The sequence below is a fragment of the Streptococcus sp. 53 genome, from assembly GCF_013276565.1.
Taxonomy (GTDB): Bacteria; Bacillota; Bacilli; order Lactobacillales; family Streptococcaceae; genus Streptococcus.
Genome location: NZ_VMLG01000011.1, coordinates 21,941 through 38,113 on the forward strand (window position 1 = coordinate 21,941; position 16,173 = coordinate 38,113).

18 protein-coding genes are annotated in these 16,173 nt (G+C 40.4%); 13 read left to right on the forward strand and 5 right to left on the reverse strand.

What is annotated here, in order from left to right; genetic code table 11:
- Positions 1–149: 149 nt before the first annotated feature.
- From HT722_RS03860 to HT722_RS03920, 13 genes are all read left to right on the forward strand, one after another.
- Positions 150–1,397, forward strand: coding sequence for a transporter (locus HT722_RS03860; protein ID WP_173277666.1), 1,248 nt, complete (start codon positions 150–152; stop codon positions 1,395–1,397).
- A gap of 77 nt (positions 1,398–1,474) precedes the next feature.
- The gene (hisS, locus tag HT722_RS03865; protein WP_050253603.1) at positions 1,475–2,755 is read left to right on the forward strand and encodes a histidine--tRNA ligase; all 1,281 of its coding nucleotides are present in this window, start codon (positions 1,475–1,477) and stop codon (positions 2,753–2,755) included.
- 144 nt (positions 2,756–2,899) lie between these two features.
- Positions 2,900–3,214, forward strand: a complete 315-nt coding sequence (locus HT722_RS03870; protein WP_173277668.1) for a hypothetical protein — start codon at positions 2,900–2,902, stop codon at positions 3,212–3,214.
- Positions 3,215–3,223: 9 nt separating this feature from the next.
- Positions 3,224–3,430: a helix-turn-helix transcriptional regulator gene (locus HT722_RS03875; RefSeq protein WP_001176227.1), complete on the forward strand. Its 207-nt coding sequence runs from the start codon at positions 3,224–3,226 to the stop codon at positions 3,428–3,430.
- Positions 3,430–3,618: a hypothetical protein gene (locus HT722_RS03880; RefSeq protein WP_050365217.1), complete on the forward strand. Its 189-nt coding sequence runs from the start codon at positions 3,430–3,432 to the stop codon at positions 3,616–3,618. Before HT722_RS03875 ends, HT722_RS03880 begins: the two co-directional genes overlap by 1 nt.
- Positions 3,605–3,793, forward strand: a complete 189-nt coding sequence (locus HT722_RS03885) for a hypothetical protein (protein ID WP_001046123.1) — start codon at positions 3,605–3,607, stop codon at positions 3,791–3,793. Before HT722_RS03880 ends, HT722_RS03885 begins: the two co-directional genes overlap by 14 nt.
- 11 nt (positions 3,794–3,804) lie before the next feature.
- Positions 3,805–4,554 carry a DUF3169 family protein gene (locus HT722_RS03890; RefSeq protein WP_173277670.1) on the forward strand — a complete coding sequence of 250 codons (750 nt, stop codon included), beginning with the start codon at positions 3,805–3,807 and terminating at the stop codon, positions 4,552–4,554.
- Positions 4,555–4,564: 10 nt separating this feature from the next.
- Complete coding sequence (locus HT722_RS03895) at positions 4,565–5,389, forward strand: ABC transporter ATP-binding protein (protein ID WP_000621677.1); 825 nt, start codon at positions 4,565–4,567, stop codon at positions 5,387–5,389.
- The gene (locus HT722_RS03900; protein WP_173277672.1) at positions 5,382–6,080 is read left to right on the forward strand and encodes an ABC transporter permease; all 699 of its coding nucleotides are present in this window, start codon (positions 5,382–5,384) and stop codon (positions 6,078–6,080) included. The genes HT722_RS03895 and HT722_RS03900 overlap by 8 nt, the downstream gene beginning before the upstream one ends.
- Before the next feature lie 9 nt (positions 6,081–6,089).
- Positions 6,090–6,731 carry a type II CAAX endopeptidase family protein gene (locus tag HT722_RS03905; protein ID WP_173277674.1) on the forward strand — a complete coding sequence of 214 codons (642 nt, stop codon included), beginning with the start codon at positions 6,090–6,092 and terminating at the stop codon, positions 6,729–6,731.
- Between the two features lie 17 nt (positions 6,732–6,748).
- Positions 6,749–6,979 (forward strand): hypothetical protein, encoded by a 231-nt coding sequence (locus tag HT722_RS03910; protein ID WP_000832181.1) that lies wholly within the window; start codon positions 6,749–6,751, stop codon positions 6,977–6,979.
- A 154-nt stretch (positions 6,980–7,133) separates the two neighbouring features.
- The gene (aspS, locus tag HT722_RS03915) at positions 7,134–8,897 is read left to right on the forward strand and encodes an aspartate--tRNA ligase (protein WP_173277676.1); all 1,764 of its coding nucleotides are present in this window, start codon (positions 7,134–7,136) and stop codon (positions 8,895–8,897) included.
- Positions 8,875–9,816: a YitT family protein gene (locus HT722_RS03920; protein ID WP_000806276.1), complete on the forward strand. Its 942-nt coding sequence runs from the start codon at positions 8,875–8,877 to the stop codon at positions 9,814–9,816. The genes aspS and HT722_RS03920 overlap by 23 nt, the downstream gene beginning before the upstream one ends.
- Before the next feature lie 181 nt (positions 9,817–9,997).
- Here HT722_RS03920 and HT722_RS03925 read toward each other — a convergent pair whose 3' ends face one another.
- The 5 genes from HT722_RS03925 to HT722_RS03945 all read right to left on the reverse strand — a co-directional run bounded on the left by HT722_RS03925 (position 9,998) and on the right by HT722_RS03945 (position 15,573).
- Complete coding sequence (locus HT722_RS03925) at positions 9,998–10,984, reverse strand: LacI family DNA-binding transcriptional regulator (protein ID WP_112444810.1); 987 nt, start codon at positions 10,982–10,984, stop codon at positions 9,998–10,000.
- Between the two features lie 9 nt (positions 10,985–10,993).
- Entirely contained in the window at positions 10,994–11,794 is an 801-nt protein-coding gene (locus HT722_RS03930) for a DUF1189 domain-containing protein (RefSeq protein ID WP_173277678.1), read from the reverse strand.
- 261 nt (positions 11,795–12,055) lie between these two features.
- Positions 12,056–12,898 (reverse strand): sugar ABC transporter permease, encoded by an 843-nt coding sequence (locus HT722_RS03935; protein WP_004236955.1) that lies wholly within the window; start codon positions 12,896–12,898, stop codon positions 12,056–12,058.
- A 1-nt stretch (position 12,899) separates the two neighbouring features.
- Complete coding sequence (locus tag HT722_RS03940; RefSeq protein ID WP_000414955.1) at positions 12,900–14,192, reverse strand: sugar ABC transporter permease; 1,293 nt, start codon at positions 14,190–14,192, stop codon at positions 12,900–12,902.
- A 109-nt stretch (positions 14,193–14,301) separates the two neighbouring features.
- Positions 14,302–15,573, reverse strand: coding sequence for an extracellular solute-binding protein (locus HT722_RS03945; protein WP_000095466.1), 1,272 nt, complete (start codon positions 15,571–15,573; stop codon positions 14,302–14,304).
- Positions 15,574–16,173: the final 600 nt, after the last annotated feature.

Genomic DNA, 16,173 nt, shown 5'->3' on the forward strand with positions numbered 1-16,173 from the left:
TGGGCTCTCTCAGGTCGTTACAAAAGTTCTATCGTTTCTTTTTACTCATTTTTTGTTGCATATATTCAAAAGTTTTTTCTCTAGAATTTCTAAGTGCTATACTATAGTCATACTTTATATAGAACTTCGAACAAGAAGGGAGATTATCTATGAAACTATTGTTTAGAAATCAAGCTTATCGATTCTTGACTTTGTCACGATTTTTCAATGCTTTTGGTGCTTCGATTTTTAATCTGGTATTTATCGTCTATGCATCGACCTTGCCACAAGCCTCCTTTGCTGTTGCTATGGCGAATATTGTCATGATTCTTCCGACTCTCTTTACAGTTTTTGTAGGGATTCGGGCAGATTACACGAGGGCCAAGGTCAAATGGATGGTCTATAGCGGTTTGTTTCAGGCGGTTTTATTTTTTCTAGCAGCCCTAGTTGTCCAGCAAGCTAGTCTCTTTGCCTTTTCTAGTCTGTGTTTAATCAATGTCATTAGTGATGTCATCAGTGATTTTGCAGGTGGTTTGCGCATGCCTCTCATTAAGGAAAAAGTAGCTGAAGATGATTTGATGGAGGCTTACTCTTTTTCCCAGTTCATTACCTATATTTCAGCCATTGGTGGTCAAGCTTTTGGAGTCTGGCTCTTAGGGCTATCGGTCAACAATTTTTCCCTCGTTGCGGGAATCAATGCCTGTTTCTTCCTAGTATCAGCCGTCATCCTCTTTTTAGGAAAAAGCAAATTGAGCCTGTCAATGTCATCTGCTGATGGTGAAATTCTAAAAAATGAGAAGCTTCCGATCAAAGAGCAGTTCCTAACGATTTATCGAAATTTACGTCTCGTTTTTCTTAAAGGTGGACAGAAAAACTTTGGATTCATGATCTTTGCTGTCTTGCTTATCAATGCCTTGGGTGGCGCTTTAGGAAGCATCTATAACATCTTCTTTTTGAGCCATTCTCTTTTGGACTTTTCTTACACAGAGGCATTATTTATCAGTCAATTCTGTGCTTTGTTAGCAATCATCATCAGTAGCCTTACGGGCAATGATTATTTTGGGAAGCAGTCCTTGCCTAGATTGATGATGTGGGTGACCGTAGGACTCAGTCTAGTTGGTCTGGCTAATGTGTTCAATCAAGTCGTACTTGGTTTACTATTTCTCTGTTCAACTCTGTATGTGTCTGGTAAAGTTCAACCAAAGATTAGTGCCATGCTCCTGAAAAATCTAGCTCCAGAGGTTCTAGCTCGTACCAGTAATTTTTTAGGTTTATTGTTCACCTTATCCATACCTGTGGGAACAGCTTGTTTTTCACTTGTAGCCGTATGGAATATACAGTTGACTTGGATGCTATTTGTTGGTCTTTCCTTGCTAGCTATTCTTTTGACAGTTATTAATCTCAAAAATGATATCTAAATCCTAAATTTTTTCTCACTGTTTTAATCCCTCTATTTATGGTAAAATAAGACTATTAAGTTTAAAGAGGATCCCCTATGAAATTACAAAAACCAAAAGGAACGCAGGATATCTTACCTGCTGAATCTGCCAAATGGCAGTACGTTGAGGGCTTTGCCCGTGAGATTTTCAAGCGCTATAACTATGCAGAAGTGCGCACGCCTATTTTTGAGCATTACGAGGTTATCAGCCGCTCTGTCGGAGATACAACGGATATCGTAACCAAGGAAATGTACGACTTCTATGACAAGGGAGACCGTCATATTACCCTCCGTCCAGAAGGAACTGCACCCGTTGTCCGTTCCTATGTGGAAAATAAACTTTTCGCCCCAGAAGTGCAAAAGCCAAGTAAGTTCTACTACATGGGCCCTATGTTCCGTTATGAGCGTCCACAGGCAGGTCGTTTGCGCCAATTCCACCAGATTGGGGTTGAGTGTTTTGGCTCTAGCAATCCAGCTACTGATGTGGAAACCATCGCTATGGCAGCTCACTTCCTGAAAGAAATCGGTATCCAAGGTGTCAAATTGCACCTTAACACTCTTGGAAATCCTGAGAGCCGTGCGGCCTACCGTCAAGCCTTGATTGACTATTTGACACCGCTCAAGGAGACCTTGTCTAAGGATAGCCAACGCCGTTTGGAGGAAAATCCTCTTCGTGTTTTGGATTCTAAGGAAAAAGAAGACAAGGTAGCAGTAGAGAATGCACCGTCTATCTTGGACTTTCTTGATGAAGAGAGCCAAGCTCATTTTGATGCTGTGCGTCAGATGTTGGAAAATCTTGGTGTAGACTACATCATCGATACCAATATGGTGCGTGGTTTGGACTACTACAACCACACCATTTTCGAGTTTATCACTGAGATTGAGGGCAATGACCTGACAGTCTGCGCGGGTGGTCGTTACGATGGCTTGGTTGCTTACTTTGGTGGCCCTGAAACTGCTGGATTTGGTTTTGGACTTGGTGTAGAGCGTCTGCTTCTCATTCTTGAAAAGCAAGGTGTGTCTCTCCCTATCGAAAACGCCCTAGATGTCTATATAGCAGTCTTGGGAGAAGGAGCAAATGTCAAGGCCTTGGAATTAGTACAGGCTCTTCGCCAACAAGGATTCAAAGCAGAGCGTGATTACCTCAACCGTAAACTCAAAGCTCAGTTCAAGTCAGCCGATGTCTTTGCAGCTAAGACCCTCATCACCCTAGGTGAGAGTGAAGTCGAAAGCGGACAAGTAACGGTCAAGAACAACCAAACCCGAGAAGAAGTGCAAGTGTCGCTTGAGACAATCAGCCAAAACTTCTCAGAAATCTTTGAAAAATTAGGCTTTTAATAGTAGATAAACTGGTTAGGATCTTATTCCTGACCTTTTTCTTTTGCAAAATGACAAAAATCATAAACTTTTTGACAAATATTCTTGTCAAAAAGAAAAAGATGTGTTACAATATAAGCAAGTTAAGAAATAGGAGGGAGCCACATGTGGGTATGGATTTTGTTTCCTTTTCTCGTCTTGATTTATATGAGTCAATCTAAGAAAATCAAGCGGATAGAGAAGAGGTTAAAGGTAATCGAAAGAAAAGAGAAAGGAAACGCAGAAATGTCGAGATTATTGCAAGAAATGATTGGAAAGAAACCAACAATCATTGGAGAACTATTTGGAACAAATTTTTGGGAAGTTGTGGATGTTGATGAGGAATGGGTCAAGCTACGATACGTAGATAAGACGGGAAAAGAAAAAATCAAGTTGCAACGTATTGAGGATATCCAAACAGTTGAATTTGATGGAGAGTAGGTGTGTAACATGCAACTAAAAAATCGTCTAAAAGAGCTTCGGGCTCGCGATGGCCTCAATCAAACCGACCTAGCTAAACTGGCAGGGGTTTCCAGACAGACCATTAGCCTACTAGAACGGGATGAGTACACCCCATCCATTATCATTGCCCTGAAAATATCTCAGATTTTCAACGAAACAGTCGAATCAGTATTTCGCTTGGAGGAGGACGAGTGATGAACAAGTATAAAGTGATTTATTACATGAGTGTTCTTGCCCTCATTGTGAATGCTTTCGCTATGGTTGGAACATTACTGGGGTGGTTCTATTTTGTTGAAAGTAAGTATTTGTTTTGGGTTAACTTAGTCCTCTTGTCCATTTTCAACTGGTTAAAGAAAAAGGAGAAAAATGATGAACAAGTATAAAGTGATTTATTATGTAGTTGCCATAGCTCTATTAGTCAGCCTGTGTCTACTAATTGGAACAAATCTAGGATGGTTTGATCTCTATTACAGCGACCAATTTATCTGGGCCTACTTTGCTCTTATCCCAGTCGTTGACTGGATTGAAAAGAAATCCAAAAATCTAGCAAGTAAATAAGGAGAATGAATATGGAAAAGAAAAAGAAAAAGAAACGTGGATTGTTATTATTTTTGATGTCTATTGTCTTGGGAGGTTTCTTGGGCATGTTTGTAGGGATGTTTAAGGCACGTGCCGAATCCCACGAAATTATGTTAGATGTGAAAGTCTTGATACCATGGATATCAGCTATTTGTTTACTGATAGGTTTCATTAGTCTTCTTTTGACGTTCAATTTCCTAAAGAAAAGCAGAAAATTTCACTCCTTGTATCAAGAGGAAATGGATGATGATCTGAATGAAGCCTATTATGTGCAGATGTATCGGAATCTCGAGTTTGGAACTATTGCTTTTAATAGTGCAAGCGTAGCGATTTTATTGGCTCTCTTCATTTCAGGAAGTGAAGTAATTGTACTCGATATAAGCCATATAACCTTATCCCTTTCCTTTTTGGGATTAGTGTTGGTTTTCAATGCTCAAAATTATCTTTTTAAGACTATTGCGATTGTTCGTCAGATTGGTTTGGTGTTTTTCTCTACACCAAAGGATATCTTGGAGCATTTAGATTCTTACGATGAAGGGGAGCGCAAGGCTAATTTGGAACAGAGTTTTCGGATTTTATTCCAATTAAATAACTATGTCTTGCCAGGTCTCTACTTTCTGATTGCTCTCTTTTCTTTACTGACAGGAGAGATTCAGTTACTAGCCTTCTTGCTTGTCGGAGCAATCCATATTTATATCAATGTGATGCAGTTACCTATGGTAAAACGCTATTTCAAATAAAGGAGTTTCTATGATTCGTGTTGAAAATGTAAGCAAAAGTTTTGGGAGCAAAAAAGCTCTTCATCAGATTTCTTTTGAGATTAAGGAGGGTGAAATCTTTGGTTTTCTTGGTCCTTCTGGCTCAGGTAAAACAACCATGATCAATGTCTTAACAGGACAGTTGGCTGCTGATCAAGGTAAAACAGTTTTGTTAGGCAAGAATTCTCAAGATTTAACCTCAAATGATTTGGAACAAATTGGTATTGTTAGTGATGGCAGTGGTTTTTATGAAAAGATGAGTCTTTATAAAAATCTTCTCATCTATGCTAAGTTATATGGTCTCAAGTCAGATAGAGTAAATCAGGTACTCCAACAGGTTGGATTGGCAGATGCTAAAGATATTATCGCAGAAAAACTATCTACAGGAATGAAACAACGAATGTTCTTGGCTCGTGCCCTTCTGAATGCACCTAAGATTCTCTTCCTAGATGAGCCAACCAGTGGCTTAGACCCTACAACATCTAAGATGATTCATACCCTACTTCAAGAATTAAAGCAGGCGGGGACAACGATCTTTCTGACCACGCATGATATGAATGAAGCAACTCTGCTTTGTGATCGCTTATCTCTTTTAAATAAGGGGAACTTAATAGAGTATGGAAGTCCGCAAGATATTATCCAGAAGTACCATGTGGATAAGAAAGTACGTGTGGTTTATAACGATGGACGAGAACAGATAGTTCCATTTGAAGAATTACCACATTTAGACACGACAGATTTGATGGTGGTTCACTCTTGTGAGCCAACACTAGAAGAAATCTTTATCAGATTGACAGGAGAAAAGTTAGATGTTTAGAAAATTAAATGCCCTACTATGGTTAAGAGTGCAAGTTCTTATTAGCAATTCAACTTTGTTGGCGACTTTATTGATGCCTTTTGGTATTGCTGTTTTATATAATGAATTTTTAAATAAGAATGGACAATTGAGCCTGTTTTTACTATCTGCTAGCTTGACGATGGTCTTGAGCATGGGAAGTGGTTATATGGTATCGATTATGATGGCTGAAGATAAGGAAAAGCGCAATCTTAAATCACTCATCCTAAGTGGTGTGACAGCAACAGAATATACTTTCAGTATGCTCATTCTCCCTATGTTGATTATGTTGCTTGGAATGATTTCACTACCAATCTATCTTAAAGTGGATGTATCAGGTTACTTATTTGCCTATGTTATCTATTTGGTCCTAGCAACTATTAGTGTTATTTTTCTCAACCTTCTAATCGGTGCGGTGTCAGATACTCAATCTAAAGCGCAAGTTTATAGTATCTTTCCTATGTTTATCGTCTCTTTTTTACCCATGTTTGCTCTTCAAAATGATACGGTTCAGAAAGTATTGGATTACTCTTTTATTGGTCCAATTGTAAATCTTTTAAATAAAAAAGGTGGAGAAATATCTTTTTCTAACATCGGCATGTTACTTGCCTGGGTACTTGTGTTAGGAATAGCAAACCTCTTTGTATTGAAAAACAGTTATAAAGCAAGATAGGAGACTTTTATGAAATTACTTAAAAACCTCGGCTGGTTTATTCTAGCCATTCTATCCTTTTTATTCATCTATGGCTTCATTCAGGTGCTCGCAACTACGTCGCTTGCCTTAGGCGGTTCACCCTATGCTGTGACCTTGCTCTATGTGGCCTTGGCTGGAGTTTATGTGTACGGCATTTACAAATGGTACCAGAAAGGTTCTGTCCATATTGAGAAGAGCGACTTCAACCGATTTATTTGGCTTCCTGCCTTGGTTTGGTTCTTATCTCTGGTTGTCCAGTTTTTCTTGCCAGATGATCCTTCAGTAAATCAACAAATAGCGACAGACTTGACCTTGTCTCAACCACTTTTCTCATTCTTTGCGGTCGTTATTTTTGCTCCTTTGACGGAAGAACTTATCTTTAGAGGGATGTTAGCACGCTACCTCTTTCCTAAGCAGGACAATAGTAAACAAACTCTGATTTTTCTTCTGGTATCCAGTGTTCTGTTTGCCTTGATTCATTTCCCAGGTGATGTGCAACAATTTTTTGTCTATTTTAGCCTTGGTTTTAGTTTAGGCTTGGCTTATATTAGCAGAAAAGGTCTGGTCTACAGTATTTCTCTTCACGCTTTGAATAATTTAGTCGGCTTTTTGATGATTCTCATGCTATAATAGAGTCAGGAGGTCACATGAAACGAGTAATTTTATTAGCAGTGATTCAAGCAGTTGTTCTATTTTTCATTATCGGGGCACTAGCTTATGCCTTCAAAGGCGATTTCTTCTACAATTATCTAGCAGTTGTCTTTGCCCCTATTGCAGGTGTACTGCGTTTTGGGACGGCTTACATAACGGAAATTGTCTTGCCTCGAAAGGCAGCCGAAATTGCTGAAAAGCGTAAAGCAGGCAACAATTCAAAATAAAAGAGTCCGATGAAGTTCATCGGATTTTTGTTTTGGCGTTAATTTTTAGGTCCTTCACTTGATTTTTAAAGACTGACAAACTTTTCTGCTGATTTTTATGAAGAGCCTGCGCTTTTATGGTAAAATAGTAACAGAATAAAAGAGGAGAGAAACAATGAAACGTAGTATGTATGCTGGTCGTGTTCGTGAGGAACACATCGGACAAGAAATAACCTTGAAAGGATGGGTTGGCCGTCGTCGTGACCTCGGTGGTTTGATCTTTATCGATCTTCGTGACCGTGAAGGAATCATGCAGTTGGTTATCAACCCTGAAAAAGTATCTGCAGAGGTTATGGAAACAGCTGAAAGCCTTCGTAGCGAATTTGTTATCGAGGTGACTGGTCAGGTCGCTGCGCGTGAGCAAGCTAATGATAAGTTGCCAACTGGTGCAGTTGAGTTGAATGTGACAGCTCTTACTGTGCTCAATACAGCTAAAACAACACCATTTGAGATTAAGGATGGCATTGAGGCCAATGACGATACACGTTTGCGTTACCGTTACCTTGACCTTCGTCGTCCAGAAATGTTGGAAAATCTTAAACTTCGTGCTAAGGTGACCCACTCTATCCGTAATTACTTGGATGAGTTGGAGTTTATCGACGTGGAGACACCATTTCTTTCTAAGTCAACGCCTGAAGGGGCGCGTGATTACTTGGTGCCGTCTCGTGTTAATAAAGGGCATTTTTACGCTCTTCCTCAAAGTCCACAAATCACGAAACAACTCTTGATGAATGCTGGTTTTGACCGTTACTACCAAATCGTTAAATGTTTCCGTGATGAGGACTTGCGTGGTGACCGCCAGCCTGAGTTCACTCAGGTCGACTTGGAAACGTCTTTCCTTACTGAGCAAGAAATCCAAGATATTACAGAAGGCTTGATTGCGCGCGTGATGAAGGAAACAAAAGGAATTGAGGTAACTCTTCCATTCCCTCGTATGAAATACGATGACGCTATGGCTCTTTACGGTTCTGACAAGCCAGATACCCGTTTTGACATGTTGCTTCAGGACCTGACAGAAGTGGTCAAGGGTGTTGATTTTAAAGTCTTTTCAGAAGCACCTGCTGTAAAAGCCATTGTGGTCAAAGGAGCTGCGGACAACTATTCACGTAAAGACATCGACAAGATGACGGAAGTAGCCAAACAGTACGGTGCCAAAGGTCTTGCTTGGGTTAAGGTTGTTGATGGAGAATTAAATGGACCAGTTGCCAAGTTCTTGACTGGCATCCAAGCAGAATTGACAACAGCGCTTGCTCTTGAAGATAAGGACTTGGTTCTCTTTGTGGCGGATACGCTTGAAGTGGCCAATGCAACACTTGGTGCCCTTCGTGGACGTATTGCCAAAGAGCTTGGTTTGATTGATAACGATAAATTCAACTTCCTTTGGGTGGTTGACTGGCCAATGTTTGAATGGTCTGAAGAAGAAGGCCGCTACATGAGCGCCCACCATCCATTTACACTTCCACAGGAAGAGACTGCTCACGAACTAGAAGGCGATTTAGCTAAGGTTCGTGCCATTGCTTACGATATCGTTTTGAACGGTTATGAACTTGGTGGTGGTAGCCTCCGTATCAACCAAAAAGACCTTCAAGAACGTATGTTCAAGGCTCTTGGTTTCTCAGCCGAAGAAGCAAATGATCAGTTTGGATTCCTTCTTGAAGCCATGGACTATGGTTTCCCACCACATGGTGGTTTGGCTATCGGACTTGACCGATTTGTTATGTTGCTTGCTGGAGAAGAAAATATCCGTGAAGTTATTGCCTTCCCTAAGAACAATAAGGCAAGTGACCCAATGACACAAGCTCCTTCAACAGTAGCTCTCAAACAACTAGAGGAACTCAGCTTACAAGTAGAAGAAGATGAAACAAGCAAAACGAATTAAGCGGTGGCGCTATTATCTGCGCCGCTTTGCTCATCAGATAAAAATTTTACGTGTCTTACAAAGCATCTCTCGTGAGAAGTATGACGAGAAGATTTCGGCCTCTCTAGTCTATGGTTTTTTATCAGCAGTAGCGGTCAATTTCTTTTTCCAACCAGGGCATGTGTATTCGAGTGGTGCAACAGGTCTGGCACAGATTATCTCTGCCTTGAGTAATCACTGGTTTGGTTTTCATATTCCGATTTCGCTAACCTTCTACGCCATTAACTTCCCTTTGATGGTCTTGGCTTGGTATCAGATTGGCCATAAGTTCACCGTCTTTACCTTTATCACGGTATCTATGAGTTCCTTCTTTATCCAGTTTGTCCCTGTGGCAACCTTGACGGAGGATCCCATTATCAATGCCCTTTTTGGGGGTGTTGTCATGGGCTTGGGGATTGGTTTTGCTCTTCGCAACAATATCTCCAGTGGTGGGACGGATATCGTCAGCCTGACCATTCGCAAGAAAACAGGTAAGAATGTCGGTAGTATTTCTTTCTTGGTAAATGGGACCATCATGCTGATAGCAGGATTGACTTTTGGTTGGAAATACGCTCTCTACTCTATGATTACCATCTTTGTCTCTAGTCGTGTGACAGATGCGGTCTTTACCAAGCAAAAACGCATGCAGGCTATGATTGTGACCAATCATCCAGATAAAGTAATTGAGAAAATCCATAAAAAATTGCACCGCGGCGCAACCATGATCCACGATGCAGAAGGAACCTACAATCACGAGAGAAAGGCAGTTTTAATCACTGTCATTACACGTGCAGAGTTTAATGAATTTAAACAGATTATGAAACAGGTGGATCCAGGTGCCTTTGTCTCTGTATCGGAGAATGTTCATATTCTGGGACGATTCGTTGAAACAGAAAATTAATACTCTTCGAAAATCAAATTAAAACCACGTCAGCGTCGCCTTACCGTAGGTATGGTTACTGACTTCGTCAGTTCTATCTCCAACCTCAAAGCTGTGCTTTGAGCAACCTGCGGCTAGCTTCCTAGTTTGCTCTTTGATTTTCATTGAGTATAATGACTAAAAAACCAGCGCGAGCTGGTTTTTATTTTTCTATAATTTTGTGGGCGATTAACTGACGGTAACAAATTTGTTTATTGCTTTTAGCATCGCTGATAATCTGGAGAATAGTTTCAAAGGAAACACGACCAAGCTCCAAACTATTGATATCGACATAGGCTGCCAAGTTGAGCTTGGGATTGACTGAGTCGAAGCTGAGGACAGGGACATCCAGTTGGTGTTTTGCGATGTAATCACAGACCCCTGCAGCAAGGAGACTATCAATGGTAATAATAGCATCAATATTTGGATCGTGTTTGAAGAGAAGTCTACTAAAGCGATAACCATTATCTTCAAGAAATTCAGTAGCAAAGTAAGTCAGATTAGTATCGAGAGGAAGTTGGTGTTGTTTTAGAGCTAGCTCGTAACCTGTCAGACGGTCTTGTGTTACGAAGAGTCGCTTAGTCCCTCCGATAAAGGCAATTCGCTTGCATCCTTTTTTGATGAAATACTCTGTCGCATCAAAACCAGCTTGGACATTGTCATTATCGACAAGTGGAATGAAGGGAGATAGAGATTTACCTAAGATAAGGAAAGGAAATTGCTCGTCTGCTACTAACTTAACCAAAGGGTCCTCTTCTTGGGCATAGAGGAAAATCAAACCATCTACACGCTTACCATAGACCATCTGAGAAATAGCTTTAAGACGCTCTTTGGCATCTTTACCTGTTGCAATCTGAATAGCGTAGTGGTTTTCAGAAGCAACTTGAGCGATACCACGGAGGACAGATGGGAAGAAAGGATTTTGATAGAAGGCGTCTGAGTCATCAGGAAGCACTAAGCCGATAACTTGCGTATAACTGCTTACCAAACTGCGAGCATTGAGGTTGGGGTGGTAATTGAGCTCCTTCATCGCCTTGCGAACGCGTTTTTTAGTTTCGTCGCTAATGGTTGATTTATTTTGAATAACACGGGTTACGGTTGAAGGCGAAACACCAGCAGCCTTGGCCACGTCTTTAATCGTAACGGGCATAAAAATCTCCTATTTATGGTAATCTGGATCACGAAAATGCGTTTTATAAAAGATAGTGACCAGATAAAGGACAAAAAGAATATTTTGTATAGTGATGAGGTTTGACATATTTTGGCCAAACAATCCCAAAATAAGCGTAATCAGAGTCGGCAATCCTAAACAGTTCAAGATAAAATGGTAGCACTCTTTAAAGGTTTTAAATGAAAAGAGGCGTGATTTCTTAGTGATATAAAGGAGAAGACTAGCCCCTAGAGAGACGATAAAGAAATTCAAACCAAAGAGGAAGCTGGCACCGAGAACTAGGAAGAGACTGATATAGACACGATTTTGTTGGTACCAGTCTTTAGAAATCGCTTGGGTCAAGCTGTCTTTGCTTTTGAAACTCTCAGTCTCAATCGCCCGGTAAGAGATACGAGTCAGTTCCTTGCTTTCCTTGCTGATGACGAGCTCATTCGTATCGAAATGCAGTTGCAAGTCCTTAGGTAATTCCTTGCTTTGACTTGGACCGATTAAAAGAGAAGGGGCTTGACTAGCTGTTCCAGTATAAGTTAATTTGCCATCAACAATTGTAGCGTGTTCAGAGAGATCCTGGACAACCTCATCTGTCAATGGTTCATAGACATTATCGATAAAGGTTTCTAGCGGATAAGTATCCTGGGAGCTGTTTTGAATGGCAATGGGTACCATAGACAAGCTGATAAGGAAGATACTGGTAAAGAGAAGTTGAAACCAGTTGAGCCCGAAACGTTTGGACAGGGGCTTACGAAATCCCCAAATACTTGAAAAATAGGAAAATGGATATGGAAGCATAGGTATCTTTCTAAAAGGTGTTTTCTATATGAGTATTATTATATAGAGAAATGCGCTTTATTTCAAGTCTAGGAGAAAAATTGCTTGTTGTAAGGATGTTATTTACAGTAACAATCGCTAATACTCAATGAAAATCAAAGTGCAAACTAGGAAGCTAGCCGCAGGTTGCTCAAAGCACAACTTTGAGGTTGCAGATGGAAGCTGACGTGGTTTGAAGAGGTTTTCGAAGAGTATAAAATGAAAAAGGGTGGCGGGGATATATTATCCCTTGTCGCCACCACTTGTAAGTCCTGAAACAAAGTTCTTTTGTAGGAAGAAGAAGAGAATACAGATTGGAAGGGCGATGAGGATAGCACCTGCTGAGAAGTAGGCAATCTTCATGTTTTTCACATTGCTAACGAAGGTTTGGAGACCTACGGCAACAGTAAAGTATTCTTTCTCACGAAGCAAGAAACTAGAGAGGATGTAGTCCCCAAAAGGTCCCATGAAGGCCCAGAGAGCTTGTACGGCAACCATTGGGCGAACAAGTGGAAGAACAATTTGCCAGAAGCGGCGGAAGTGTCCTGCACCGTCTAGTTTTGCAGATTCGTCTAAAGACATTGGCACTGTATCGAAGTAGCCTTTCATGAGCCAAGCATTCATCGGGATACCACCACCAACGTAGAGGAAGATGAGGAACCAGCTGTGGTTAAGGGCGTTCAACATAAGCGCCATAACGAAGAAGGCTGTCAAAGCGGCCATAGTTGGCACCATTTGGATAATCAAGAAGAAGACCAAACTTTGTTTACGAGCCAAGAAGTTGTAACGGCTGTAAGCATAACCAGCAAGTACGATAATACTTGTTTGAACAGCCATGGTAATCAAGGCGATAATCAAAGTGTTGAGATACCAAGTACCGTACAAGGTTTCAGTGAAGAGGCCTTTAAAGTTATCAAAATTGAGGTCGATGTTAGTATCTAGTTTAAAGGCTGAGACGTTACCTGCTTTAAAGGCTGACATGATGGTAATCAACAGTGGGTAGATAATGACAATTGATAGACCAATCAGGTAAAGGTATGTAAGGGTTTGAGTCAGTCTACGTTTGAGTTTAATTGAGTTATTCATCTTAGACGTCCTCCATATCAAATGCGTGTAGTTTCTTGAATGCGATCATAGAGATTGAGATGACAATGATAGAGATAATCAAGGTAACAGCTGCCGCCATTGAGTATTGAGGAGATGTACCTGTTGTCAAACGGTAGATCCATGAGATCAAGATATCGGTTGAACCAGCTCCACCTCCGACACTACCAGGTCCTCCACCATTGAAGAGGTACATGATAGAGAAGTTGTTAAAGTTGAAGGTGTATTGGCTAATCAAAGTAGGTGCTGCAACAGCCAAGATCATTGGGAAAGTGATGTTGCGGAATTTTTGCCAAGCATTAGCACCGTCAATATAAGCTGCTTCGTAAAGGTCGTTAGGAATAGATTGTAAGATACCTAAAGTTAAAACGTAGATGTATGGGAATCCAAGCCAACCTTGCATCATAATCAAGGCAACCTTTGTCCAAGTAGGGTCTGTTTTCCAAGGGATAAGAGCACCATCAAGGAAAGGAAGGAATTTAGCAAAGATCGGCAAGACTTGAGTGTTGATAGCACCGACACTATCATTAAACATGTTTGAGAATGTCAAGATAGTGATGAAGGCTGGGACAGCCCAAGGAAGAAGGAAAATAACACCAAAGATACGTTTTCCTTTGATAAATGGTTGGTTAGCAATGATAGCTGTGAAGATACCAATCACGATCTGTAAAGTTGAGGCAGATAAAGCCCAAATGATAGTCCAAGAAAGAACAGAACCGAAGGCAGAACGGAAGGTACTCAAGCTCCAAATGTTTGTAAAGTTTGTCAAACCAACCCAGTCCAACAATTTGTTTGGTGGCAAGTGTTGGAAGTCGTAGTTAGTAAAGGCAATCATCAAGGTTACGATAACTGGGAAGATGATTGCAAAAGTCATGGCAATATAAGATGGAATGATCAAGAGGTAAGGGAAGCCATTTTCATAGATTCCTTTGACCATTTCTTTAAAGGTAAGTGCTACTGGAATACCATTATTAATGTGTTTGGCAGTTGTATGAGCATCTTTGATATTTGCGAAATAAAAGAGTACATAAACAACTACAAAGATTAAATGGAAGGCACCACGAATCAGCATAAAGAGGGAATTGTCACGACCTGGCTTGTCACCAAGAGTGATGAGATTGCTCAATTCAGGGGCTGCAAGTGCTAGGAAGTAGAGGACAAATACGATGGTTACACCAAGGAAGATAAAACCTTTGGCTTTTTGTTTATTGTAAATCTGTCCTAACCCAGGAATGATAGACAGCAGGGCTGCTTTACTAGGTTGTTGCTTTTCCATAATAACTCCTTTCATAGGATACTGGTTTCTAGATAAAACCTAAACTATTTGTGTTTTTGTTGATAAATTCAAAGGGGGATTTGATTTCCACCCCCCTTGAACAAATTTTTTATTCACCAAATTTTTGTTTGATTGTTTCTTTGATCAATGTTACAGCATCGTTAGCTGCTGTTTTAGCATCTTTCTTACCGCTTACAGCTTCAAACAACATTGTTTTAGCTGGGTCCCAAACTGCTGACATTTGAGAGATGTTTGGCATTGGTTGAGCGTTCTTGAATTGTTTGATAACAGCTGTTGTCAACTCATCGTTTTTACCTTCAGCGTATGAACGAGCTTCAGTGTTAGCTGGGATTTCGTTAGTCTTATCGTAGAAGGCTTTTTGTTGTTCAGTTGAAACAAGGAAGTCTACAAATTTTTGAGCAGCTTCAAGGTTCTTAGTGCTTGATGGGATGATCCAAGCTTTACCACCACCAAATGCTGCGTAGTCTTTTCCGTTTGGAAGAGTTGGGATAGTTGCAACACCGTAGTTTACTTTAGCGTCTTTGAAGGCTTGAGCTTTCCAAGGTCCATCGATGATAGCAGCTGTTTTACCTTCTTGGAATTGAGTTTGGATTAGGTTTCCAGCTCCTTCCGTATCTTGCATACCTTTAGGCCATTTTTCATACCAAGTTTTAGCGTATTCTACACCTTTGATAGCGCCGTCGTTTGCAAGACCGATGTCTTTAGCGTCTTTACCGTTTTGTCCGAATACGTAACCGCCGTTACCAGCAAGAAGTCCGTATGCAAAGTAGAAGTTTGTCCAGTCAGCTAGGAAAGCAGAAGTTTTTCCATCTTCTCCAGCGAATGCGTATTTGCTATCTTTAGCAAGGTTTTCCAAGTCAGCAAATGTTTTTGGAGCTTCTTTTACCAAGTCTTTGTTGTAGTACATAACAAGTGACTCGATAACGGCAGGAGCACCGTAAACTTTACCGTCAGCAGCTGTTACAAGAGATTTAGTTTTATCATCTGTTTTAGCACCGTCGCTCAATTTCACTTCTGAAAGTTGTCCGTCAGTACCAAGGCTACCTACACGGTCGTATGGAGCCATCATAACGTCAGGAGCTTGACCTGATTGGTTGTCAAGAGAAAGTTTGTCAAGCCCACCCATTTGGTCACCAGATTTGATGTTAACTGTTGTTCCTGATTGTTCTTTATAAGCTTTAGCTACTGTTTCAGCATAAGCTTTGTATTGGTCCTCAACGTAAAGAGTGATTTCTTTCGCTTCAGATGAACCAGAATCAGCAGGTTTATCAGCAGTTTTGCTTCCGCAAGCTACCAAAAGCAAGCTAGCAAGTGTAGCAGTTCCAAGCACAGCAGCGCTCTTCATGAATTTAGATGACATAGTGTATTCCTCCTAAAGAATAACAAGTTTTATTGATAAGGAAAACGCAAACGTTTTCCTTTATGAGCTTAGTATAGCACAAATAGAAAACGGTTGCAAGTGTTTTTTGTAAAAATTTTAAAAAAATTTTAAGCTTGATTTGATAGCATGATTTTGCCTTTTATATAGAAGAAAAGTATGAATTAGATAAGAATACAGTATTTTTAATAAAAAATAGATGGAATCTGTCTAAAGAGGGAAATCAGGAGGAGCTATCTCCCTGTTTCTAATTCCTATCTATTTTCTATAGACCTTTGTGCCTCCTTGCATCTAAATTCAAGTTTTCTAGGGGAGGATTTGCACTTTTTAGACTGTCCCATGAGGCTCAAACTTTAGGATTAGATAGTTTTAATACTCTTCGAAAATCAAATTCAAACCGCGTCAACGTCGCCTTGCCGTACTCAAGTACAGCCTGCGGCTAGTTTCCTAGTTTGCTCTTTGATTTTCATTGAGTATAAGTTATCTTTGCTAAAATGGGTTAGTCTCCTTAAAAATAATCAAAAAAGTTTTTTAAAAACGCTTGCAATTATGCTTGAAAAGGAGTATAATTATAAGTAACGC

Bases quoted from the DNA above. Each gene is read 5' to 3' on its own strand.
- HT722_RS03860 (WP_173277666.1), top strand. From the start codon at position 150: ATGAAACTATTGTTTAGAAATCAAGCTTATCGATTCTTGACTTTGTCA.
- hisS (WP_050253603.1), top strand. From the start codon at position 1,475: ATGAAATTACAAAAACCAAAAGGAACGCAGGATATCTTACCTGCTGAA.
- HT722_RS03870 (WP_173277668.1), top strand. From the start codon at position 2,900: ATGTGGGTATGGATTTTGTTTCCTTTTCTCGTCTTGATTTATATGAGT.
- HT722_RS03875 (WP_001176227.1), top strand. From the start codon at position 3,224: ATGCAACTAAAAAATCGTCTAAAAGAGCTTCGGGCTCGCGATGGCCTC.
- HT722_RS03880 (WP_050365217.1), top strand. From the start codon at position 3,430: ATGAACAAGTATAAAGTGATTTATTACATGAGTGTTCTTGCCCTCATT.
- HT722_RS03885 (WP_001046123.1), top strand. From the start codon at position 3,605: ATGAACAAGTATAAAGTGATTTATTATGTAGTTGCCATAGCTCTATTA.
- HT722_RS03890 (WP_173277670.1), top strand. From the start codon at position 3,805: ATGGAAAAGAAAAAGAAAAAGAAACGTGGATTGTTATTATTTTTGATG.
- HT722_RS03895 (WP_000621677.1), top strand. From the start codon at position 4,565: ATGATTCGTGTTGAAAATGTAAGCAAAAGTTTTGGGAGCAAAAAAGCT.
- HT722_RS03900 (WP_173277672.1), top strand. From the start codon at position 5,382: ATGTTTAGAAAATTAAATGCCCTACTATGGTTAAGAGTGCAAGTTCTT.
- HT722_RS03905 (WP_173277674.1), top strand. From the start codon at position 6,090: ATGAAATTACTTAAAAACCTCGGCTGGTTTATTCTAGCCATTCTATCC.
- HT722_RS03910 (WP_000832181.1), top strand. From the start codon at position 6,749: ATGAAACGAGTAATTTTATTAGCAGTGATTCAAGCAGTTGTTCTATTT.
- aspS (WP_173277676.1), top strand. From the start codon at position 7,134: ATGAAACGTAGTATGTATGCTGGTCGTGTTCGTGAGGAACACATCGGA.
- HT722_RS03920 (WP_000806276.1), top strand. From the start codon at position 8,875: ATGAAACAAGCAAAACGAATTAAGCGGTGGCGCTATTATCTGCGCCGC.
- HT722_RS03925 (WP_112444810.1), bottom strand. From the start codon at position 10,984: ATGCCCGTTACGATTAAAGACGTGGCCAAGGCTGCTGGTGTTTCGCCT.
- HT722_RS03930 (WP_173277678.1), bottom strand. From the start codon at position 11,794: ATGCTTCCATATCCATTTTCCTATTTTTCAAGTATTTGGGGATTTCGT.
- HT722_RS03935 (WP_004236955.1), bottom strand. From the start codon at position 12,898: ATGAATAACTCAATTAAACTCAAACGTAGACTGACTCAAACCCTTACA.
- HT722_RS03940 (WP_000414955.1), bottom strand. From the start codon at position 14,192: ATGGAAAAGCAACAACCTAGTAAAGCAGCCCTGCTGTCTATCATTCCT.
- HT722_RS03945 (WP_000095466.1), bottom strand. From the start codon at position 15,573: ATGTCATCTAAATTCATGAAGAGCGCTGCTGTGCTTGGAACTGCTACA.